A 24,474-nucleotide genomic window follows, 5' to 3' on the forward strand; every position below is an offset into this window, starting at 1 on the left:
CAAAGTATAAAGCCCTGTAAGTATGTGCTTACAGGGCTTTTTTGTGCATCTGCGGCACGTTTTATGAGAGCCGGAGAAAGCAATCGCTGCTACCCTCAAACTCCGGCTACCACTTGCTGATCAGGTTCCTACGTATCTTAAAGCCACGAGCTTCCGGTTTGAGGATGTGGAAAAGATAAGTAAAACCCGGATTGCTATGGAAGAGTAGGCACAGCGCAGCCTGTAGGCGACGTAGTTTTCACAAGTATGAAAACCCAAAAGCTGCAAGTTTAGAGATACATGTATTAACTGTTATTATGCTGAATCAGCGTAATAGCAGCCTGCCAGGTTTGGAACAGGTGAAAACTTTTTTCCGGAGAGCAGGCACCCTCCTACTCTTCTGCGCTTACGGGCACGAAGGTAAACATCCATTTTACAGGGTTTTGCCAGTCTTTCCCTTTAAAACTGCCAACCGGCAATTTAATTAAAACAGTATTCCAGCCTTTCTGGAGCGGCGCCTTCACCGGCGCGCGGTATGTATAACCTTCATCCGTCAACGGTATTTCTGCATTTCCTTTCTGACCAGCTCTTTTCCATTTTGGCGGCGCTATCGCTTGCCCGTTCAGGTATACGGCGCTGCCCCTGTCATCCCAGGTTCCTTTGGACGGGGAATCGGACGCATAAGACCGGGATAGATCGTTGAAGCCGATCCAGAAATAACCGGTTGTATCTGCGTCGCTCCAGATTTGAGTGGTGGCATACCAGGTAGTATTTTCTTTCGGATCTTTAAGTAAGCCCTGCACCAGCGGATGCCACCAATGACGCAAGACCACCGTGCCGCCTACAGTCTCTAAAGATGGTTTTTGGGCTTTGAAGGATTTCTTTTCGGGTGCAAACGACCGGGTTACATCTCCTTTGTTAGGGTATGGGCCAAACAGCTTCCACACTATACCGGCCTGCGCCACATAGGGAAATGGAAGGTGCGTGAAGTATAGTTTTTTATGCTCAAGCAGGCGATCTTCAAACGCCTGAAACGCTTTGGCGCGCTCCGAACCCGGCGCTCCGATTGTGGCGACCCATCCCTCGTGTCCGCCGCCCTGCCAAGCGCGCTCCGCAAAGGTCAGCATGGCGGGGTAAACGGCGTTCATTCTTAAAATATCATCTTCCTGCGCCACGAGCCTGTCGTTCCATACGCAAAGCGTGCCGCCCAACATGCTGCTGTCGCCAGCTGCCTGGTCGCCAATACGCCGGTTAAATATGGTGACCACACTTTCCAGCGGATCCATGTGGTTGAGGTACAGGTGGCGGGAATCAATGTACTTCAGCCCCTTCTCCTTCTGTTCATCCCTCATCCAGAGCTGCCGGATAGTCGCATCGTCCAGGTTTCCGCCCGGCTCCCAGCCAATTGTTTGCTTGCCAAGTTGGTGGAGTAGCTGCGTTACCTGCGGCAGAAAATCCGGGTTGGTGATCTTCACCTCGTCTGCGCCGATATGGATGTAAGGCACGTCGTAGGTTTTGCTGAACTGGGTTAAAATATCTTTTACAATAGCCAGTCCTTTTTCGCTTTGCATGTCCACGCCCATTGCACGGGTGAAGGCGGCGCTGTGGCCCGGCATGTCTATCTCCGGCACGAGCGTGATATGGCGATCTTTACAATACTGTATCAGCTCCTGCAGTTCTTCCACCGAATAATAAGCTCCCTTGTTGCGCAGCATATTTTCCGGCGCGATCAGTTGCGGGTAGCCGGGCACTTCCAGCCGCCAGGCAATGTCTTCGGTCGGGTGAAAATGGAAAATGTTCAGTTTATACTTAGCCATCAGGTCGATCTGCTGTTTCAGCAAATTCATCGATTGATAGTTCCGGCCCACGTCCACCATGTAACCCCGCCACGCGAAAGCAGGCCAGTCGGTAATCTCACAGCCAGGTATCAGTACATCATCCCGCATCAGCTGAGCCAGGGTTTGAATGCCGTTGAAAATGCCATGCGCCGTATTGGCTGTAAGGGTTACTTTCTGCGGTGTTACGGCCAAAGTATAAGCTTCTTCTTTTAAGCGAGGCGCTTCTGCCGCTGCTATACGCAACTCAATAAATGGTTCTGCCGCCGCATCGCTGATCTTCAACCGCATTCCTTTCCCGGCTGCTATTTGCTGCAATCTTTCTGCTTCTTTTTGCAAAGCCGCATCATGCACCACAATTGTTTTGCACTGGTACAAGGGGAATGCCGCTGCTGTCCATTGCAGTTTCTGCGGGAGCGGGATGATGGCCGGCTTTTCCCGCAGGTCAAATACCTTGTCGTAAATCAGGTGCTTCCATAAAGTATAACCTTCGCCCTTCAGATGCAGGCCGTCGTTGGTATAGCTGGCTTTTAGCTTGCCGGTATCATCCGAGAAAGAAGTATACAGATCGAGGTACGTATAGCCATGCTTCCCGGCATCTGCCCGGAGCTGGCCATTCACCTTTTGAATCAGTCCGCCTTTATTGGTATGACCATCAAACTTTCCAAATGCGTCATTTACCGGCAAAATGCTTTGCACATACAGCTCAGTCGCGGGAGTTTGCTGCCGCAGATAGTCCGAGATCCAGAGAATATTCTTCACCACGCTGTCTGCCGGCACATTCCGGGCAAGATCGTTGACACCGATCAGGAGAAAAACTTTGGCCGGCTTTCGTTCCGCAACTTCCTGTATGCGGTTGATGACGCCGGCCGACACATCGCCGCTGATTCCCCGGTTTTTCATGTGGCTATCGGCAAATAGCTCGCTCCACTCGGCTCCGTCCGTTATACTGTTGCCCAGGAAAATGATGTCACCTTCGGTGTGCGGCAAGGCGATGAAATGACTTACCCGCTGGTGATAGTAGGTAGAGAACAGACTATCCGGCAGATGCACCGGCTTTACCTGCGCCATCACAGCGCTCATAATAAAATAAAACAGGAAGGTCAGTCTTTTCATACTTTATCTATCTGTTAAAGTCCTTTTGCAGATACCATGTTGTTCTGCTACTTAATATCCTTTGGGCTGCAGTTCCGGGCTATCCTTGTAAAACGACTTCTGGCTGACTACGTAGCCGGTCGGCCGCACGATGGTGATGATGCCTTCACCATTGAAATCATCGTCAATCTCAAACACGACCTGCTGTCCCGGTTTGATTTCCGGCAGCTCGTATACTTTGCCGTTCTTCCAGTTTTCTACTTTGTCTGACAAGTATAATGCATATCCTCTCACGGTATGCTGCGGCAGGCCCACGCTGCCGAAGATGAGCACATTCGCTTTCCCTTTCTTCTGCTGGCGCAGTTGCTGCACCTCCACCGGCGAGGACATCTCGCGCAGCACTTTCATGGAGGGTTTGGGTTTGCCATACATATCGTAAATGCCATGCACCCGCCTTCTGAATTTGTTGTTTTCTAAGGTGCCCGGGTAGTGCGTCCGGTAATCGGTGAGGTCAAAGTAAATAGCTCCCTCGATGTATGGCTTGCTTTCGTATACTGCCATGTGGTAGATGAGATCATGTATGCGTCTTTCGTCGCCTCCTCTGAAGTTCGGCTCCACCAGGCCAAACTCCGAAATAAAGAGCGGTTTATCCGGATAGGACAGGTGCACGCTGTCGAGGTAACTGTGGATTTGCCCAACGGGGATCGCCCACCAACTGCCACCGTATTCATTCATCATCAGGTAATCGCCTAGGCTGCCGGCATCAGGTGTAAAGTCCTTATCATTGTAGAAGCCTTTGGTCAGCGTATTGCTCACGTATGCCACGTTTCTTGACGGATCCAAAGCTCTTGCCTTGCTGATCAAGTCGGTGATCATCTGCTTCATGTCTGCATCGCGGCCCCGCAGTTCGTTGCCCACACCCCACGAAAAGATGCTGGGATGATTATAATAATTGCGCACCATTCTTTCCAGTTGCTTCATGGCGATGGTGCGAATCGTATCGTTCGCAGGCGTTTCCGGGCCCCACAGCGGTACTTCCTGCTGCACCAGAATGCCGTTGCGGTCGCAGAAATCGTAAAACACGTCCGATTGCTGAAAGTGCTGCCGGGTAAAAATCGCATTTACGTCTTTCATCAGTTTGCCGTGCCGGATAATCTCTGCCGCCGGTTCAGCAAAACCATAATCGGGGTTAGAGCCTGCCGTCCATTCCACGCCCATCAGCTTTACATGTTCGCCGTTCAGGTAGGTTTTGCCATCCACAAATTTCACTTCGCAGAAACCAATGCTGGTACTGATCTTGTCCACGGCTTTTCTGCCGTTTAAAACCGTTACATTGATCCTATATAAATTTGGAAAGTCGAAATGCCAGGGTTTCACCTTCGGCAAAGTATAAGTCAGGATAGCCTCACCGTTTTGCCAGGTCGGTTTATCCGTTTCTTTCAGCACAACTTTTTTTGTGGGCTGATTTTCTTCGGTGATGGTAACGGCAAATTTCAGATTCCTGGCTGCGGCATCGTCAAAGCCAATTTTCAGTTTAAGTGCACCTGCATTGGTGGCTACATCCAGCCTGGGTTCTGCGAGCAGATAGCTGGCGGCCGGTTTGCCGGAAACGATGAGGGCCACGGGACGGATGATGCCGCCGTCATTTGGCCAGTCGAAGGAGCTGCCGAAAGGCACTTTGTTGCGGCCATAGTCGTTGTTGCTGGCTACCGTAATGGTGTTCTCGCGGCCATACCTTAGCTTGCCGTTCAGGTTAACGTAAAACTTATTGAAGCCATCGCCAATGTTTTCAGCTACCTTTTCGCCATTCAGGTAGATGTAGGAAGTATGATTGACGGCGCCGAATTGCAGCACCACGTTTTTGTTTCTCCAACTGGCCGGCACGTCAATCTTCTTCTGATACCAGCCCCAGCCGTAATGGTTCTCATTTTCCTGCTCCACATTCCAGGTATGCGGCAACTGCACGGCGCGGGTGCGGGGCAGCGGCTTGGCAAACCATCTGCCTTCCATACCTTCAGCTTTTTTATCGGTCGTAAACTGCCAGTCTTTGTTGAGGGCAATGGTGTCGCGCTGGGCAAAGGCCGGCGCGACACACAGTAGCAGAAATAAGGCAAAGAAGAATGTTTTTATTGATTGCATAACTTTTTATTTCATCTGTTTAAATATAAAAGCCCGCTTCTTATACTTGCTTCATACTTGCTACTTCACAATAATCTCATCGGCAAAAAGCCAGGCTGCTTTTCCTTCGCCGGGATGCCCTTTGGGATTGGTGCCCAGGTTTTTGGCTGTTACCCGGATGAACTTTGCCCGTTGCTCCGGAAAGGCAGCCGTAAAGTCCCGGATGACGGCGTTTTTCTCGTCCACCGAAACCTGGTTGTTTACCGTGCCCACCTCTTTAAAGGTCTGTCCGTCTGTTGACACCTCGAATTTTACCCACTGCGGCATAAAAATCCAGTCGCGGTAGTTTTGCAGGGTACCCAGCGTGATGCTGCTCACAGGTTTCTCCTCGCCCAAATCAATAGTCGCAATCAGATCGCTGCCGTTGATGCCGTGCCAGTGCTTGCCCACCGCCGTGGTGCCGCGTACGCCATCGGTGAGTGTGTTGGGGCCCTCTGCCTGGTAGTATTTGCTTACCGGATATGTATAGATCACATCACGGCCGATGGCCTTATGCACCACAAACGACTGCTCGGCAGGCTGCACGCCCATCACATGGCCGTTTACCACTGTCACCGCTTTCAGCGTAACGGTGGAGTCGATGCGCACCGGGCCTTCATACTTTATACTTTGCGGGGTCGGCACAGCGCCATTCAGGGTATAGTAAATGTCGCCATTCACGGCTTCGGTAGTAAGAGCCACTGTCAGGTTGCCGTTCTGCGACACCGGCTTGATGTCGACGGTAAAGTTGCCAAGGCTGTAGTTCAGTCCCTTCTGCCCGAAGGCTTTGAAATGGTAGCGCAGGCGCTCGTTAAAGTCCATCCAGTCCTTCTTCTCCTTCGGCGACCACACCACCTCGGCCAGCGCCAGCACACGCGGCAGCACCATGTACTCCAGTTGGTTCAGGGTGGTAATGTACTCTGTCCATACATTGGCCTGCGCACCCAGCACGTATTTGGCCTCGGCAGGTGTCAGCTCCTGCGGAACGGGCTCGTAGTCGTACACGCGCTTCAGGGTATTAAAGCCGCCGATGGCCAGGGGTTCGCCGGCGGGCCCGGCCTGGTAATGGTCGAAATACACGGGGTTTCCGGGCGTCATGATCACGTCGTGGTTCATTTTGGCAGCGGCAATGCCGCCGCTCTCGCCGCGCCAGCTCATCACGGTAGCCTGGGGAGCCAGGCCGCCTTCCAATATCTCGTCCCAACCTATCATTTTGCGCCCTTTGCTCACAATGTACTTCTCTATGCGCCTAATGAAATAGCTCTGCAGTTCCTCCTCGTTCTTCAGTCCTTCGCGCTGCATCAGGGCCTGGCAACTGGCACAGTTCTTCCAACTGGTTTTGTCTACCTCGTCGCCGCCAATATGGATGTACTCTGACGGGAACAGGGCGATCACCTCGTCCAGCACGTCCTGCAGAAAGGTATATACCTGTTCATTACCCGGGCAGTAGTTCGACGACATGTTGGTGTAATCGCCGCCGGTCAAGGGCAGCTGCGGCTTCTGCTCGCAGCTCAGGAAAGGGTAAGCGGCGATGGCCGAGGCCACATGGCCGGGCATCTCTATCTCCGGCACCACAGTTACGTTGCGCTCCGCTGCATACCTGATAATATCTTTAATCTGCTTCTGGGTATAATAACCGCCATAGGTGGGCACCTCGCCGGGTTGGGCTTGTGGTCGTTCGCCCCATACTTTATCGGTCTGATCTACGCGCCAGGCGCCCACTTCTGTCAGTTTCGGGTATTTTTTGATTTCGATGCGCCAACCCTGGTCGTCTACCAGGTGCCAGTGAAACTTGTTCATTTTGTAGCTGGCCAGCAGATCGATGTACTCCCTGACGGCAGCCGGCGAAAAGAAATGGCGGCTCACGTCCAGGTGCATCCCTCGCCAGGCAAAGCGCGGATAATCCGTTATTTCCATACTTGGCACGCGCAGGGCTGCGTTTGTGCGCACCTGCGGCAGTGTCTGCAACAGCGACTGTATGCCATACACGATGCCCGCTTTGGTGTTGGCGGCAATGCGGATGCCCGACGGCGACACGGAAAGCCGGTAACCTTCGTTGCCAATACCGTTTATATTTTCGATGCTGAAGCTGATAGCGTTGCTTTTCTTTCGCTTCCGCCGCAGCTCGTAACCGGAAATGCGCTGGATGTGGCTTGCCAGAAACGCGGCTGCCGGCTTCAGCTCTTTGCGCGCGTTCTCCAGCCTCACCGTGGTATTGCCGTCAATCGTGAAAGCGCCTTGCCCAAGCTGCAATTGCACCGGCTCCGGAATGATACTGACTGTTTGCTGCGCGAACAGGAAAAAAGGACATAACAGGAGAAGCAAAACTATTTTTATTTCTTTCATGATGTAAATTAAAAGCGCATTAAGTATGACATAATAAAATTAAAAAATTCATTCTGAAAAGCCTAATTTATACCTGGTATTTGTTGGATGCTGTGCTGTACGTATGCTTTTGCCCTCCTTTAAAGAAGGTAATGAGAGGCCACGGGGTGCATCAAGCCGCTTTGGCTTACAGGAAGGCTGCTGATTCTATTCCCCTCTAAACACTTGTAAGCAAGTATAAATCATCCCCTCTTTTTCAAGACTGCAATCAGGACATACTTTAAAATACATTTATCCGATTATGTCCCTGCTTCAAGCTTCCGGCCTGGAGCACAAATGAAGCAGGCTCTCAGCTTGCACAAGTATAGAACAAGTATAAAATGTGGCCTATACCGGTTAAAGCGGCATTTAGCCAAAGAAGAATTCCGGAACCATACGCTTCAAATCCACTTACCCCGCCATCTTATACAAGCCCAGCTCCGACAGCGTGGGATTGAGCCTGGAAGATAAAATCCGGAGTCTTACTTTACCGGCTGTTACCGGCGCAAACTGCAGCAGCCGCTTGTAGCCAACAGTGGTTCCTTCTGCGGCTTTCTGCCATTGGCCATCCTGCCAGTATTCCAATACAAATTGCTCGATACGCTGGCCGGCGCCGATATTCTCCTGCAGCAGCAGCACATCGAAGGTTTTACTCCCCTGCAGGTCAAGTTCCAACACCGCCGTGGTATCGTTGCCTTTGGTTGTCCAGTAGGTGTTATACTTGCTGTCGAGCAGGGCCTTTACGTTTTTGCCATTTGCCGCAGTGATTTCCGCGCCTGCCGCCAGGTTCGTGCGGAAGGTTTCCTCCCGCAGTCTCGTCCATCCCTGCAGGCTCTTTATGTCGCTTTCATGGATGAGGCCGCGCGTATCGGGCGGAATATTAAGCAGCAGCACGCCGTTGCGGCCCACCGAGTTGTAGTAAATATCCAGCAGCTTTTCCGGCGATTTCACCTTATCATTTTCGCTGGGGTGATAAAACCATCCCGGCCGGATAGATACGTCTGTTTCTGCCGGATACCACACCAGCCCTTTCGCATCTTTTATCTTTTCGCGGCTACCCAGCACTTCGCCACGCATATCGCCCTGTGGCTTAAAAGCAATGCCTTGCTGCGAGCCGGCTGCGACCGCCGCCTGGTCTAAATTACCCATGGGTACCACACTCCATTCTGTTTCGCGGCCGTAGCCGGTTTCGGTGCCTACCCAGCGCACATCCGGGCCCATTACGGCAATGGTGGCTGCAGGCTGCAGCTCGCGGATGCGTTTGTACCACCTATCAAAATCGTACTCCTGCTTTTTACCATTGGGTCCCTCACCATTGGCACCGTCGAACCATACTTCGTCCACCCGGCCATACTGTGTCAGTAATTCGGTAAGCTGCTTCACGAAAAAGTCATTGTAAGCTTCTGTGCCGTACAGGGGCGAGTTCATGTCCCAGGGCGAAAGGTAAATCCCGAAGCCTACGCCATACTCCCTGCAGGCATCCGCCACTTCTTTCACCACGTCGCCTTTCCCGTTTTTCCAGGGGCTGTTTTTCACCGAATGCTCCGTATACTTGCTGGGCCACAGGCAGAAGCCGTCGTGGTGCTTGGCCGTAAGTATTACCTGTTTGATACCCGCGTCTTTGGCTGTTTTTACCCATTGGCGGGCATCCAGCTGGGTTGGGTTAAACATCTGCGGATCTTCTTTACCGGTACCCCACTCGCGGTTGGTAAAGGTGTTTATGCCGAAGTGGAAGAAGCCCGTCAGTTCCAACTGCTGCCAGCGCAACTGCCGCGGCGAAGGCACAACGTTGGCGGCTTTGCGGATGATGTCTGTATCGGTATCGCTTGGCTGTATTACAGCGTAGTTGCTGTGAGCGGCCGGCTGTTGCGCACAGCCGGTTGTAGAGGCTGCGAGCAGCAGGGCGGCTATACTTGCAGTAATTATGTTTCGTATCATGCTTTGCTTTTGTTTCCTTATCGGGTTCTGATATAGTAATTAACTTTTTATCGCTTTGCTGATTTTATACTTCTCCAACGGGTTTAGACTTATTTTGCCTGCTTACTCAATATCTCCGCCGGATAAGGAACAGGCTGGCCGCTGCTCTTATAAAATGGTAGTTGCGCATCCCACTTTTTAAGCTTTTGGGTAAGCTCCCGCGCCAGTTGGTTTGTTTTTTTAGGATATTTTTGTGTCAGGTTTACCTGCTCACCGATGTCGTTTTTGAGGTTGTAGAGCTCCAGGCGGCCGGGTTTTTCCAGGTAGATCAGTTTCCAGTCGCCCTGCCGGATAGCGCTTGTCCAGGATACATAAGGCGTTTCCGCGGCGGCCCAACTGTTCGGAAAATTCCATACCAGGCTTCGCTCATTGTCTTTTTTAGACGAATCTCGAAGGTACTTCACCAAGCTTTGCCCATCTACCTGCTGCACGGTTTTGTAAGCCTTGTCTCCTGCCATTTCCATGATCGTGGGCAAAAAATCCTCTACAGTAACATACTGGCTACAAACACTTCCCTGCCTGGTTACGCCCGGCCATCGCACCATCATCGGCACACGAATACCTCCCTCTAACAACGATCCCTTGCCCGATCTCAGCGGATAGTTCTGCGTAAACGCCTCCCCCTGTCTTGGCGGAAGGGTATAACCGCCATTATCCGACAGGAATATGATGATCGTATTTTCCGCTATGTTCTTCTCTTTCAGATAGTCCATCAACTCACCCAGGCTGGCGTCCATCCCTTCCACTAAAGTGGCATAAGCAGCTTCCTGCTCTTCCAGGCCCATTGCCAGGTACTTTTCGATGTAGCGTTTGTCTGCATCAAACGGCAGGTGCACGGCAAAATGCGCCATGTATAAAAAGAAAGGCTTGTTCTTTTGAAGAGCAGCATCCATGGCACTTTTGGCCTCAGTGGTGAGCGCCTCAGTTAAAAAGGTATCTGTACCCCAGTATTTTTCCAGGCCGGGCACAGCGCGTAAGTTAAACTTCCCCGCCACATTTCCATAGTCCTCTTTGGCAAGGTAAGAGGCCGGATTTCCTGCTGCGCTGCCGGCAATGTTTACGTCAAACCCTAAATTCAGCGGATCTGCGCCCGGCGTTTCGTGGGCCCCGAAATGTGCCTTGCCGCAATGAATTGTAAAATAGCCATCGTTTTTCAGCAGTTGTGGCAGCGGCGTGGCATATACGCTTCGTTCCACTCCCTTCACCGGGCTCAACCCGTTCACATTCCAGTCCGGAATTGTGAGCACGCTGTCGCTTGCAACGTCAACGGGCGTGTTTTTATACATGGTCCAGTTGGTGACGCGGTGGTGGGCGGCGTTCATCCCGGTCATTAAACTGACGCGCGTCGGGGTGCAGATAGAATTGGCGTAAGCCTGGGTAAATTTCATGGATGAAGCCGCTAACTTTTCCATATTAGGCGTATGGAACTTGTGATTAGCCGGTGTCATTTTATCCCAGAACGGAACGGAAGTATCCTGCCAACCCATGTCATCTACCAGGAAAAAGATGATGTTGGGCTTTTGCTGCGCCTGGGCCACCAGTGAGGAAAGTATCGTAGCAAGCAGTAAAAAATATTTTCTCATACTATAGTTCGTCTTGTAATGCATTAAATCAAATGGCGTGCTGCATTATCATACTTTTAAGGGCACTTATACCTATCTATTTACGGCTCGCTTCGTGCGTTCTGCTCTTATAATACAGCGGATGAAAGCGAATGCCCTGCTGCTCCCAAGCAATAAAGTGCCACTGGTTTAGCCTGTTTACAAAGCTCTCGAAATCCTTCTTTTCCAAAGGCGTCCAGAGCGCTTCGGCAATAGCGGGCATCCGGGGCAGCAGCATATATTCCAGGTGCTCCACTGAAGAGATAAACTCCGTCCAGATGGCAAACTGCCCACCCAGCACATACTTTGTTTCAGCGCTGCTGAGTGCTTCGGGATAAGGATTATAGTTATAGACTCTTTCCAGCGTGTTGATGGAGTATTTGGCGGCAAACGGCTCTCCTTCGGGACCGGCCTGGTAGCGGTTAAAGTACAGCGGGTCGCTGGGCGACATGATGACGTTGTGCCCCTGTTTGGCAGCCGCGATGCCGCCTTTTTCTCCCCGCCAGCTCACCACCGTAGCCGAGGGCGCCAGTCCGCCTTCAAGAATCTCGTCCCAGCCCAGCAATTTTCTGTTATGCGCCAACAGGTACTTTTCCATCCGGCGAATAAAATAACTTTGCAGTTCTTCCTCATTCTCCAGGTTTTCATCGGCCATACGTTTCTGGCAGCGGGGACATTTCTCCCAGTATGATTTGTCCACTTCGTCGCCGCCAATATGGATGTATGCTGAAGGAAAGATCACCATTAACTCTTTCAAAATATCCTGTAAAAACAGAAAGGTGCTGTCGTTGCCTGCGCAGTAGTTGAGGCTGATTTCAGCAGGGTCTGTTACGCCGTTCCAAAGGGTGGAATTAGGTACTTGCTGCGGATGCTGTGTGCAGGAGAATTCCGGATAGGCAGCCAGGGCAGCGCCGGAGTGGCCGGGCATCTCGATTTCAGGTATTACCGTAATGTTCCTGGCGCTGGCATAGGCAACTACTTCTTTAGCCTGTTCCTGAGTATAGTAGCCGCCGTACGTATAAGGCCTGCCTGTTAGCGGCTCTTTGTACGTTGAATCCTGCTTGTAGAAAACACTTCCGGGGATTTCCTGCCTCCAAGCGCCAACCAATGTCAGCTTCGGATATTTTTTGATTTCCAGGCGCCAGCCTTCGTTATCGGTCAGGTGCCAGTGAAAGGTGTTCATTTTATACAATGCCAGCAAGTCGATAAATTCTTTGATGGTCTCGATGGAATAAAAATGGCGGCTCACGTCCAGCATCATGCCCCGCCACCCGAAGCGCGGCTCATCCGTTACTTCCATACATGGCACCTGCAGCGCCTGGTTAGTGCGCACGGCGGGCAGGGTTTGCAGCAGCGACTGCAGGCCGTAGAATATACCCGCTCTCGTGTTGGCTTTGATAAGTATGGCTGACGGCGAAACGCTCAGTTTATACCCTTCTGCTCCGACATCCGCCATACGTTCCAGCACAAACCGGATGGATTTCCCTTTCTTTTTATTCAGCGGCAAGGTATAACCTGCCACCTCACTGATATGGTTGGAAAAATAAGCGCCTAAGGCCGCAAGTTCTCTGTTGCCGGGCTTAAAACGGATGGACGTATTTTCATCAAGTATAAAATAACCATCTTTCAGCTCCATACTTGCCGGCTGCGGGATAATGCTCACTTGCGCCTGCGCCTGAAGTATAAACCCAAACAGAAAGTATAAAAGCAGGCAAATCGCCCTGTCATTGTTTTTAATCATTGTACCTGTAATTAACTTTTGGCTCTGAGAAGTTTTGTAGCTGCTGCAGTATATCCTGATTATAGAATTTTTTATTTCCGCCGCCTTTACTCAAGTAAGAGCGCTAGTGTTTGAGCAGGGCAAAGCCATTTTGATTGATGTTCTCGCCGGTAAGACGGATAAGGAAAAGTAGCCCACCGGACTTCCGCCAACCAATCGCTATGGTAAAACAGGCAATCAGGCTGATATTTTTTGACGATGGACAACACGTCTGGTGCGGCTTTTGCCGGGCAGCAGGAAAACAGCAAGTATAAAAAGCAATTGGTTACTTTTGATGCGTTTTAAAAGCATTTCAATAAGCTATTAACGAGGCTTGGCTCCCAAATAAAAGGCTAATGAAGTGATAGAAATAATAGCCTTAAAAGCACACAGACTTTTACTACTTGCTGTTTGCCAGTAATCGCTTTGCGTCCTCGTCTTCATACTTGTCAATTAACCCCTCCAGCTGCTTTTTCAGACTTGCTGTGATTTTTTCGTAACCCTTCTTGCCGTAGAGGTTGTGCATTTCGTTCGGGTCTTTCTGCAGGTCGTATAGTTCCCAGTCGTTTACCCTTTTATAGAACCGGATCAGTTTGTACCGCTTGGTTTTTATGCCGAAGTGCGGTGATACGGCGTGTTCGCCATTTTCGTAATAATGGTAATACATCGCATCGCGCCCTTTGGCTTTTTTGCCGGTGAGCAAAGGAAGTATGGATTCGCCCTGCATGTCTTTCGGGATGGTGATACCGGCCGCATCCAGCACGGTAGGCGCGATATCCAGGTTCATCACGAAATCGTCGGACGTGGCGCCGGGCTTCACCACACCGGGATAACGCATGAGCATTGGCGTGCGGAACGATTCTTCGTACATCCAGCGCTTGTCAAACCAGCCGTGTTCGCCCAGGTAAAAGCCCTGATCCGACACGTATATCACCAGCGTGTTATTTGTTAAGTTATGCTTATCAAGATAATCGAGTGTGCGCCCGACGTTCCGGTCCAGCGAAGCGGCCGTGCTCAGGTAATCTTTCATGTAACGCTGGTATTTCCATTCGGCCAGCGCCTGGCCCGTCAGGTTTCTTGCTTCCAGATCCGCTTTAATCGGTTTGTAATACGCGTCGAATTTTGCTCTCTGGGCGGCATTCATGCGCGTAATGTTACCGTCCTTTATACTATCATAATCCGGAAACATCTTCAGGTCATAGCCCATGATGAGGTCTTTGGCAACGGACATTTCCTGCTGTTTGGCTGCTTCGCGGGTGGCATATATATCATAAAAAGTGGCTGGCAGCGGAAAGGTCTTGTCATCGAACATGCCGAAATCGGAGGTGTCGGGCAGCCAAGTGCGGTGCGTGGCTTTGTGGCCTATCACCAGGCAGAAAGGCTTGCTTGTATCCCGCTTATCCAGCCAGTTTTCGGCTACATCTTCCACCACGTTGCTTACGTAGCCTTCTATCCGTTTTTTGCTGCCGTCCATCATCAGGAAATCGGGGTTGTAATATTGGCCCTGGCCCGGCAGTATCTGCCAGTAATCAAAACCCTGCGGCTGCGTTTGCAAATGCCATTTTCCTATCCAGGCCGTCTGGTAGCCGCCTGCGCCCAGTTCTTTGATAAACGTATTCTGGCTGCCGTCGAAGTTGGAGGTTTCGTTGTCCTTGAAGCCGTTTTTATGGCTGTATTTACCTGTTAAAATCACCGCCCGGCTGGGCCCGCAAATCGAGTTGGTAACATAGGCTTTGTTAAAAAGCACGCCTTCTTTGGCCAGCCGGTCGATGTTGGGTGTTTGCATCAGTTTGTTCCCGCCGTAGGCACTGATGGCCTGGTAAGCATGGTCATCGGAAACAATGATAACGATGTTGGGCTTTTGCTGCGCAACCGAAATTTGAAAACAGAAGATTAAAGCGAGAAGTAGGAACAGGTGTTTCATCAGATGCTGAGTTGTTTTTATCAGGTGATAAACTTATGTGTTTTGGTAGATCTAAAATGTCCTCATCCTGGCCATTGCCGGATTGAGGAAAGAAGAAGTATAAGCATGAATGAAAGTATAAGCTACTCACCTTCAATTAACGGCATGCTTCAACTCTTTTATCTTTTGCCGGCTTTTATGCTTTCTAATTCCGCTGCCATTTCCTTCACTCGCTCCGGATACTGGCTGGCCAGGTTATTTTCTTCGCCGATATCTTCTCTTAAATTGTAGAGTTGCGGTCCCGGTGCATTACCGGTTTCGATATCTGTTAATTTGTTATAAGAAGCGCCGTTGCTTGGGCTGATATACTTCAAGTTGCCTTTTACAATAGCTAAAGTCCCGCCCTGCTCTACCAATGCCGAACGGCCTTTTTGGGCTTTACCCATAAATGTATTTAGTAAATTTTCGCTGTCCGGTGCATCGCCTTCAGGGATGGTTTGGTTTAATAATTCCGAGAAGGAAGCCAGCATATCTACCTGGCAAACCAAGGCATCCGATACTTGCGGTTTAACCTTTCCGGGCCAGCGTATAATGAAAGGCACCCGTGTTCCACCTTCAAACGTGCTGTACTTTCCGCCTCTTAACGGGCCGGCGGGGGTGTGCCCGTTGCGTTTTGTAACCGCTTCATCCTGGTAGCCGTCGTCCAGCACCGGGCCGTTATCACTGGTAAAAATGATCATTGTATTTTTAGCAATACCCAGCGCCTCCAGTTGCTTCATGATCTCTCCCACCGTCCAGTCCAGTTGCAGGATGGCATCGCCGCGGTAGCCTAAATCACTTTTGCCCTTAAACATAGTGGCCGGCATACGCGGCACATGGGGTTCGGTCAGGGCGAAGTATAAAAAGAAGGGCTGGCGTTGGTTGGCTTCTATAAAATCTTTGGCTTTTGCTAAAAAGGTGGTAGAGACTTCTTCATCGACCCAGCGGGCTTTGTGGCCGCCGCTCATATACCCAATGCGGCCGATACCGTTCACGATGGTGTTGTTGTGCCCATGACCAGGAGAAGATTGCATTTTTAACAACTCCGGATGTTCTTTTCCGGTCGGGTCGTTGCCGACCTTGTTCTCATAATCCACTGCAATCGGATCTGCCGGATCGAGGGCTACGACCGTGTGGTTCTCCATAAAAACGGTAGGCACCCGGTCAGCGGTTGCCGGAAAAATAAAGGAATAATCGAAGCCTACTTCGTTGGGGCCGGGCTTGATCGCCTCGTTCCAATTTTTTTCTACCTGATCGCCTAAGCCCAAATGCCATTTTCCTACAATCGCTGTGGTATAACCTGCTTTTTTAAACAGCTTGGGCAACGTGGTTTTATCAGTAGGGATGATCAGGGCAGCATCGCCGGGCAGGATGTGCGTACCGGATTTACGCCAGGGATATTGCCCCGTCATCAGCGCATAGCGCGAAGGGGTACAGGTGGCTGAAGTAGAGTGGGCGTTCGTAAAGCGGATACCTTGCTTTGCCAGCTTATCGATATGGGGCGTGCTGATTTTTGTGGCCCCATAGCAACTTACATCGCCGTAACCCAAATCATCCGCATAAATGTAGATGACGTTAGGGCTTTGCTGCGCGCGGGCCAATGGAGCGGCACATAGTATGGCTACTAACAGGAATATCCTCATTTTTATACTTTAATTTCTCAGAAAGCACAAAGCAGCTACGAAGCCTGCCGCCTTTGCCTATCTTCTTTATATTTTAATAAATATTTTCTTTTTATACATCCAGTACAAGATCAGCCATTCTATTAACAGCACCAGCCCTCCCGCTACCAAAGTGGCATAAGCATCTCCAAAAATCCGGTCGAAATTCTGCCCCAGGTGAATGTAAAGCGAGCTGGCAATAAATGCACGAACACCACCATCAGCTATCACATAAGCAGCAATGGAATTGACACCGATAACCATCAGAAAGAATGACCACTTTTTCTTCTCAGCCACATCAATTATTCCATAAAACAAAGCCAGCAGCAGGAAGCATATGCCGCCGCTAAAGATGGTCCAGGCCGGTGTCCAGATGCGCTTGACTACGGGGTTAATACCTGTTACATGCAGCAAAAGGCCCAAAACCATCAAACCTGCTCCGGCAAGTATAAAGTATCTTATTTTCTCTTTGCCGGTGGTAGCCGCTTTTAAAGCGTTACCTGCAAATAAACCCAGTATCATGGTACCCAGCGTAGGTATAAAACTGAGTGTGGCGTAGCCGCCATCATTATAAAGAAAGGGGGTTTCGCGTGGAAAGAGGTTTAAAAACCAGCGGTCAAACGCCCAGGCAAGGTTCGTGTTTTTGTTCCAGTGCGCGGCAAATCCACGGAAGTTGTGTTCCCAGTCAGCCGTTACGCCGGCAGCCGCGTAATCAAACCCGGCGCCGGGCAAGGGATACAGTGCAAAAGCCAGCCAGTAGCCCACTAAAAGAAGAACGAGCGCTCCAAGCTGAACCCGCTGCGAACAAAATCCTAAGAGGAACAGGAAAGTATAGCCCAGGCCGATCTGCGTGAGCGTATCTTCAAAAGTAAAGTAGGTTTGTTGTGAATGCATGGAACGCAAAAATATGCCCAGGCATATCAGGATCAGGGAGCGTTTGATGGCATGTTTTAGCAAGGCGCCAAATGTTGCGCCCTTAGCCAAACGGCCGGCTATGGAGAAAGGCAGCACCACTCCTACCAGAAAAGTGAAAGAAGGCTGAATTAAATCGTGCAGGCTAAGCCACGCCCAGGGTACATGGCTCTGATTAAATGACAGGAATTGCCAGATTTTATTGTCCGGCATCACGTTTGCCACCGATGGCAAAGAAAGCACTTCTGCCATCATCAGCAACATTACAAAGCCACGGTAAACGTCAACTGAAGCAACCCTGCGGATTGGCATCGACGGGTTTACAATGGGTGCAGAAGCAACAGACTGTTCGGAAACGGGTGCAGAGATCATTGACATAAGGTTTATACCAAATAAAAGGACACAAGTATCAAGACATTAGGCACAAGATTTTGCTTACGCTTATCAATCAAGGCTTTATACTTTATGCTAAGATGCTTAAAATATAGCATTTATTTTATTCGATCACTTAATACTTGTTTACTCTAAACTAATCGCCTTCTTTCTGATAAACTCTTACCCAGTCCACTGCCATCTGCACGGGCAGATCTTTGTCGTCGATATGGCCTACCCAGTTTCCGCCGAGTGCCTGGTCGAGTATGATGTAAAACTCCTCATCGAAAGGCCACTGGCTTGGGTCAGCATCATCAACTTTGGGGTAGGTAAAGGTTTTCTGCCCATTCACAAAAAAATCCAGCCGGTCGGGATACCACTCTACGCCAAATACATTGTACTCGCCCACGTTAAACGGAGTGGTGGCAAAGTATACCGGGTTGGTCTTTTGGTTCATGCGATCAATGTAGCCGCTGTGGAGGGTCTGGTAAATGATGGTGTCGTAGTTGAGATGCTCCATGATGTCCACTTCGCCACTGTGCGGCCAGCCGCCATACTTGCTGTCCTGCGGCATGAGCCAGATGGCCGGCCAAGAGCCTTTCCCTCTGGATAATTTAGCCTTTACTTCGATCCTGCCATACTTAAAGGCAAATTTATCCTTGGTCTGGATGCAGGCGGTTTTATACTTTGCCGTGTCCGTTTTATCCTGATTGATAATTCCCTTTAAATAAAGCTGCCCGTCTTTCACGTAAGTGGTTGCCAAGGTATCGGCGCAATAGCAGGCCCAGTCGGCAGACTTTCGGGGAGCGAAACCCCACCTGGCCGGGTCAGGTGCGCCGTCCGTTGTAAACTCATCGGCCCAGACCAGCGCCCAGTTGCCGGCCTGGCTTTTTTGTGCCAACTCTTTTCCGGCACAGCCCGCCAGAAGCAGTGCGGAGGAGGAGACCAGCAGCAGAAGCAGGTTCGCTTTATATCCGCACCTCCTTACAAAGCAAAAAATCAGCACCAACACCGCCACAAGCAGAAGCACAGAAAGAATTTGCCAGATAACTAAACCAATATAAGGCGAAACCAATTCTTTTCCCATAGCTTCTTAGCTGTTTTATGAAATATGTTATAAAGATTAATCCCGCTGCCATTCCCCCGCATGAAGCCTGCTGAGAAATGGCAGCCGAATTAAGATATACTTATGGCAAGCTTATTCCAGCGCACCAACATTTGCCTCCAGCGGCCAGCCGGGATTCTGATAAATCACCGAAGAACTCACGTCGCCGGAGGGCGAGGTGATGAGGAAGTGCTGTATGGCGATGGGATCAAGGTAATGCGCATAGGCCCATCTATAGCCATCTTTCACCATATTGCTGGGCGACAGGTTGATACGGTACGGGCGTAAATAAGAACTTTCTGATTCCTTAGACACGTTGGCGGTTTTTCCGGGCGTGTCTGCCTCTATCAGCAGCGAGTTGCCGTCTTCACCTACATACCACTCGTGCATCGGCCCCCATACTTTAAAGCCCTCAATAATGAACGGATCGGTTTTAAGCTGGTCCAAAGCTCTCCACCGTTTCAGGTCAGTGTAGCGCATACCTTCCGCCATGAGTTCATCGCGCCGCTCGCGCCGGATATTGTACAGGGTAGCATCAGATAATACCTGTCCGGCAGAGTAGGCTGCAAAGTCATTTTTGGCTTCTTCTGCCATGTTGGTAGCATTTATTGTGATGGTATAATCCGGATTAACGCCTGCCCTTTCGCGAATGGCTTTCCAGTACTGGTCGGCTTTCCCGTTAATCATTCCCTCTCTCAGATAAGATGCTTCGATGTAATTCAGATAAGCTTCTGCCGCCCGGAAAACAATGCTGCCGGTAGCGCCCATACTTCCCTGCGTCTGGTCATACTGGTACGTCATACCTTTTTTCACGCTGTAGCCTGTCACGTCGCGCGTCTCCTGCAGGCCGATAATGTCGGGATGACCTATCAGGATCGGCGAGCCGTCCTTGTTTGTGAGGTCTGTGAGGCGCAGTTCGCCCGGGGCTTTCATGAACAGCTGCAGGCGGTTGTCGCGCGCCGCTTTCACGTCTTTGATATAGTCATCCCCCTGATAGCCGGAACCCGCCGCGTAGATCGGCAAGCCATTTGCCATCAAAAAATTATCTATCAGGCCACGGGTATAGCCAGTATTGCCCCCGTTCTGGTTAATGTAATGGTTCACGTTGTTGTTAATGCCGAGGCTGGGATCATACTGCCGCCATAACAGCACTTCGGAATACTTCTCCATATTCTGGTCTGAGAACATGGTAAAGTAAGGGTTGGTAGAGGAGTTGTAGCCATCATCCTTGATATTCGTAACCAGCGGTACTGCGTCGGCCACCTGCTCGGCGGCCTCCATGGCCTGCGTCAGGAAGAAGTTGATCTCTTCATCCAGGTTAATGCTGAAATTCTCCACCTTGCCGGTACCGGGCCAGCCCGGACCGCCCGGCACCTGCGGCGTACCGCGGTGATAAGTGAGCCAGGTAGCCTCATGCAGCGCCACACGGGATTTGAACAGCAGGGCTGCATTCTTTGAGATGCGGTTTTTGCCGCCGGGAGGTGCTGACTGCAGCAGCATAATGGCAGAGTCGAGATCGGAAAGTATAAACCGGGCCACTTCGTTGCGCGGCCGGCGCCTGGAAACCGCGATCAGCTCTTCCATCTGGTCGGGCAGCGTTTTCCTGATGATTGGGAAATCACCCAGCGCCTGCACTTTGCCGAAATACTCGTAGGCGCGCAAAAAATAGCCCTCGCCCACATAATGTGCAATATTGCCGGCACTGCCTGTTATTTTACCTTCTTTCCAGCGGGGTACTACGGTTTCGAGGTAATAGTTGGCCTGGCGAATGCCACCGAAACCCCAACTGCCTCCTGACTGCGGCACACGCCACTCGCCCGGTACCCAGCGCACCGCATAACCGCTGGTTGCCTGGTTATCGGTGTGGTTGTCGTACCCGAAAGTTCCGACGTTAAAACCGCTGTGTGTCGGAAAGCTGTACGCGGCTATCGTGTAAGCCGCCAGGTCGGCTTCGCTGGAGAAGTAATTGGAGGGCGTGATGTCCGACAAAGGTTCCCGGTCCAGGAAATCATTGCAGCCGGTTACGCCCCAAAGTCCTACGAGCGCTGCAATAACGTAAAGTTTATATCTGAATGATTTTTTCATTTTCTCGTGAATTAAAAAGTTACACTAAGGCCGCCGGAGTATACTTGCGCAAACGGATAGGTTTTGCCTTCATTCCATCCGCCCAGGCCTACAGTTTCGGGGTCGAAGATGTCGATCATGTCGGAAAACGTGAGCAGGTTCTCACCGGAGATGTAGAACCGAAGGCGCGAAATACCCACTCTGGACGTAAGGTGATCCGGCAAGGTATAACCTACCTGCAGGTTTTTCAGCCGCAGGTAAGCAGCGCTTTGCAGATAGCGCGTCTGGGTTTGCTGGTTTTTGCCGGTGTTAAAGTATGGCTTCGGGAAATAAGCGTCCAGGTTCACGCCGGCTATACCGGCCTGCACCATCGGGGAGTTCTCGTCGCGGAAAAAGTCCATGTGTTCCTCAAAGCCTGCCGACTGCCACATACCACCATTGGCGCCCCAGAAGTAAGGGCCGCTTGGCATGTAGTCGCGCTTGCCAACGCCCTGCAGAAATACCCGCAGATCAAAGCCTTTCCAGTCGCCGGTCAGATCCAGGCTATAGCGGAAACGTGGGGAGCTGTTACCTATAATGCTTCGGTCTCCGGTATTACCCAGTATGCCTGTTCCGCCATCTATCTTACCGTCCCCGTTCAGGTCGGCATACATGATATCGCCTGCACCCCAGTTGCTCCCTAAAGTAGTCTGGTCTACTTCTGCGAGGTGAGCATCCATTTCCTCCTGCGTTTTGGCGATCCCGAGGGTAGTATAGCCCCAAATCTCCCCCATTTTTCTGCCCTCGTACCAGGTACCGATACTTCCGGTAGGGTTCGGGTATTTGGTTATGCGCTGCTGATCATCTGCCAGCACAGCCCGTACGCCATAGCCGAATTCACCCACCTGATCCTGCCAGGCGGCTTCCAGTTCAAAACCATAGGACTCCATGTCAGCATTATTGATCTGCGGAACACTGGTGCCCAGCGTTACTGGCAGTTCCGGCGCAGGCCCTATCATGTTGAAGGTTTTGCGCTTGAAATAGTCAAAGTTGAGGTTTAGTCGGTTTTGCAGCAGGGCCAGGTCAAACCCGGCGTCCCAGCTGGTTACGCGCTCCCAGGTGAGCAACGTGCTCACCAAACCCGGCGCATAGGCTGTATTGGGCTGCTGCCCGTTTACTAACCAGCTGCCATTATTTACACCGATAGGCATTTTAGAATAAAAAGGATACCAGTTGCTTGTTTGCTGATTTCCGAGCTCGCCATAAGACCCTCTTAACTTTAGTGTTTGTACCACTTCGTCAAATGTCCAGAAATCCTCCTGGGCCACATTCCAACCAGCCGACACCGACGGGAATAGATTCCAGCGCTTGTCTCGCACAAAACGGGAGCTGCCATCGTAACGGGCGTTTACTTCAAGCAGATAACGCTCTTTATAGTTATAGTTCAGGCGCCCGAAAAAGCCAGCAATAGCCCAGTGCTGGTACTGCCCTTCCTCCGCTTTGCTGTCTTCTGTGCCAGTGTTGATGGTGGGCAGCGACGGATTGATAAGCCCGCTGCGAGAGGCCGCCACAGTGCGATATTTTGTCAGCTCTGAGTTAAAGCCGCCCATCACTTTAAAATTGTGGGCATTATTCAGGCTGAATGTATAATCGGAATAGATATTAGAAGAGAAGTAGTTCTCTTTCAGGGCATACTCGTACACCGAACTGTAGCCGGCCGAGTTCCAGCCCACTGCCAGTGCGTATGGGTTTTGATTTACGTCGTAACTATAAGCCGGCCGCACATCGCTGTGGTTGTTGGTATTCTTGATCCGGAAGTTAGCGTTGGCGATGATGTTCCAGCTTTTAAGCGGCGTCAGAGTCAGCTGGCCCTGCTGGTACAGCCAGTCTGTCTGATTCACTCTCCGGCCGCCTTCTTCCAGCTGCGCAATCTCGCTGGGATCTGTCCAGTACCCGTTCGGGTCTCTCACGGGCACAGTAGGCCAGCGCCGGGCAATGTTGTGGTAGAACAAATCAGACTGATGGGTGGCCTGGGTATAATCTTCGCGCACGTAGCGGGTACTGTAGTTAAAGCGCGCAAACTTGCTGATGTTCGTGTTTATCTTGCCGCTGAGGGTATAGCGTTTAAAAGCATCATGCGAATGGCGGAGCAGGCCTCCCTGATCCAGGTAACCCCCTGAAGCGTAAAATTGCGTATTTTCACTGCCGCCGTTCACGCTGATGTTGTGCTCCTGCGAGAAAGCCGAGCTTTTATACTGCTCCTTAAACCAGTCGGTGTTGCCGTTGGAACCGGTATAGTACTGGTATCTGTCCCCGTTCGGGTTCGGCACTGTGGAATAGTCAATCTCACCGCGCTGGTACTGCAGAATACGCTCCAGCACCTCATCCGAGAATTTAGCCGCTTCGCCATCGTTGGCGGCTGCTTCGTTCCAGTAGAGGGCAAAGGTATAGGAATCCATCATAGAGGGCAGCCCCATTGGCTTGCTGATGCGGAAATTATTGTTATAGTTAACCGAGGTTTTCCCGGCTTTGCCGCTCTTGGTCGTGATCAGGATAACGCCGAAGGGCGCGCGGGAGCCATAGATGGCAGAAGCGGCGGCATCTTTCAGTACCGTAATGGTCTCGATGTCCTGTGGATTAATGGCATTCATGTTGCCTTCCATCCCATCAATAAGCACCAGCGGGGAAGAATTAGAGCCCGCGCCAATAGTACCGGCCCCGCGGATGTTAAAGCTGAGTGGCTGGTTCAGCTCGCCTCCCAGTCCGGTGGTTTGCAGGTTCAGGCCCGGGATAAGGCCCTGCAGCGCCTGCCCCACATTCTGTACCGGCCGCGACTCCAGCATCTCAGCATTTACCGTAGAGACGGCGCCTGTCAGGTTGGCTCTTTTCTGCGTGCCATACCCTACCACCACCACTTCCTCCAGCTTTGCCTCGTTTACCTCCAGCTGGATTGTACCTAAATCAGCAGCGACCTGCACCTCTTTTTTCAGGTAGCCCAAAAACGATATCTCCAGCACAGCCTCTTCCGCTACATTCTGCAGGACAAATACGCCCTGTGTATTGGTAACAGTACCTTTATCGGTTCCTTTAATCAGTACGGTGGCGCCAGGCAACGGACCACCGTTCTCGTCCACTACTTTGCCTGTAACATTGATGGGCGGAGTTACCCTGGCAGGCTGGGGTTTTTCCGCCGCTTTTATTACCACCGTATTTGCCTCAATAGTATAAGCTAAGGGCTGCCCGGTAAGAGATTTGTTCAGTGCCTCCTCCAAGCTTACGCCCTGCACATGAACGCTGACCGGTTTGGCCTGCCTGAGTAAGGCAGCGTTGTAAAAGAAATCAAAACCGCTTTGCCTTCTGATCTCCTTCAGCACTTTTTCCAGCGGAGCTTGATTCTCTGATAGGGTAATCTTTTGTGCATAACCGGCAGCACTTACCTGGAGCAGGACAGAAAACATGATGAGGCATGTCAGTTTCATGATCCGCAAAACTTTGTTTTTTGCGCAGGGAAATCTCCCTGAACTAAGAGGATAAAATTTCATACATTTGAAATGGTTTCGGTTTTCATTGTGATAATAGTATAAGGCAAACTATTCCGGTGAGCAAACCCAGACATGAGCCGGAGGTGTTGCAAGCGCTTCCGGCTTCTTTTAATGGGCTGCTCATTGGCAT

12 protein-coding genes are annotated in these 24,474 nt (G+C 51.0%); all 12 read right to left on the reverse strand.

Annotation, left to right across the window (positions count from 1 at the left end; translation table 11 throughout):
* Positions 1 to 371 precede the first annotated feature (371 nt).
* Entirely contained in the window at positions 372 to 2,930 is a 2,559-nt protein-coding gene (locus tag I2I11_RS05195) for a family 20 glycosylhydrolase (protein ID WP_196266613.1), read from the reverse strand.
* Between the two features lie 51 nt (positions 2,931 to 2,981).
* The gene (locus I2I11_RS05200) at positions 2,982 to 5,048 is read right to left on the reverse strand and encodes a glycoside hydrolase family 2 protein (protein ID WP_196266614.1); all 2,067 of its coding nucleotides are present in this window, start codon (positions 5,046 to 5,048) and stop codon (positions 2,982 to 2,984) included.
* A 60-nt stretch (positions 5,049 to 5,108) separates the two neighbouring features.
* On the reverse strand, positions 5,109 to 7,412 hold the full coding sequence (locus tag I2I11_RS05205; protein ID WP_196266615.1) for a glycoside hydrolase family 20 protein: 2,304 nt from the start codon (positions 7,410 to 7,412) through the stop codon (positions 5,109 to 5,111).
* 429 nt (positions 7,413 to 7,841) lie between these two features.
* Entirely contained in the window at positions 7,842 to 9,368 is a 1,527-nt protein-coding gene (locus tag I2I11_RS05210; protein ID WP_196266616.1) for an alpha-L-fucosidase, read from the reverse strand.
* Positions 9,369 to 9,457: 89 nt separating this feature from the next.
* Positions 9,458 to 10,990 carry a sulfatase gene (locus I2I11_RS05215; RefSeq protein WP_196266617.1) on the reverse strand — a complete coding sequence of 511 codons (1,533 nt, stop codon included), beginning with the start codon at positions 10,988 to 10,990 and terminating at the stop codon, positions 9,458 to 9,460.
* Between the two features lie 76 nt (positions 10,991 to 11,066).
* Complete coding sequence (locus I2I11_RS05220; protein ID WP_196266618.1) at positions 11,067 to 12,749, reverse strand: beta-N-acetylhexosaminidase; 1,683 nt, start codon at positions 12,747 to 12,749, stop codon at positions 11,067 to 11,069.
* A 418-nt stretch (positions 12,750 to 13,167) separates the two neighbouring features.
* A complete protein-coding gene (locus I2I11_RS05225) occupies positions 13,168 to 14,691 on the reverse strand; it encodes a sulfatase family protein (RefSeq protein WP_196266619.1) in 1,524 nt (507 codons plus the stop codon).
* Positions 14,692 to 14,849: 158 nt separating this feature from the next.
* Positions 14,850 to 16,352, reverse strand: coding sequence for a sulfatase family protein (locus tag I2I11_RS05230; protein WP_196266620.1), 1,503 nt, complete (start codon positions 16,350 to 16,352; stop codon positions 14,850 to 14,852).
* A gap of 66 nt (positions 16,353 to 16,418) precedes the next feature.
* The gene (locus I2I11_RS05235; protein ID WP_370582921.1) at positions 16,419 to 17,660 is read right to left on the reverse strand and encodes an acyltransferase family protein; all 1,242 of its coding nucleotides are present in this window, start codon (positions 17,658 to 17,660) and stop codon (positions 16,419 to 16,421) included.
* A gap of 151 nt (positions 17,661 to 17,811) precedes the next feature.
* Positions 17,812 to 18,741: a glycoside hydrolase family 16 protein gene (locus I2I11_RS05240; RefSeq protein ID WP_196266621.1), complete on the reverse strand. Its 930-nt coding sequence runs from the start codon at positions 18,739 to 18,741 to the stop codon at positions 17,812 to 17,814.
* A gap of 111 nt (positions 18,742 to 18,852) precedes the next feature.
* A complete protein-coding gene (locus tag I2I11_RS05245; protein ID WP_196266622.1) occupies positions 18,853 to 20,844 on the reverse strand; it encodes a RagB/SusD family nutrient uptake outer membrane protein in 1,992 nt (663 codons plus the stop codon).
* A gap of 11 nt (positions 20,845 to 20,855) precedes the next feature.
* Positions 20,856 to 24,281 carry a TonB-dependent receptor gene (locus tag I2I11_RS05250; RefSeq protein ID WP_230679906.1) on the reverse strand — a complete coding sequence of 1,142 codons (3,426 nt, stop codon included), beginning with the start codon at positions 24,279 to 24,281 and terminating at the stop codon, positions 20,856 to 20,858.
* Positions 24,282 to 24,474 lie beyond the last annotated feature (193 nt).

It is taken from the genome of Pontibacter rufus (assembly GCF_015694705.1).
Taxonomy (GTDB): Bacteria; Bacteroidota; Bacteroidia; order Cytophagales; family Hymenobacteraceae; genus Pontibacter; species Pontibacter rufus.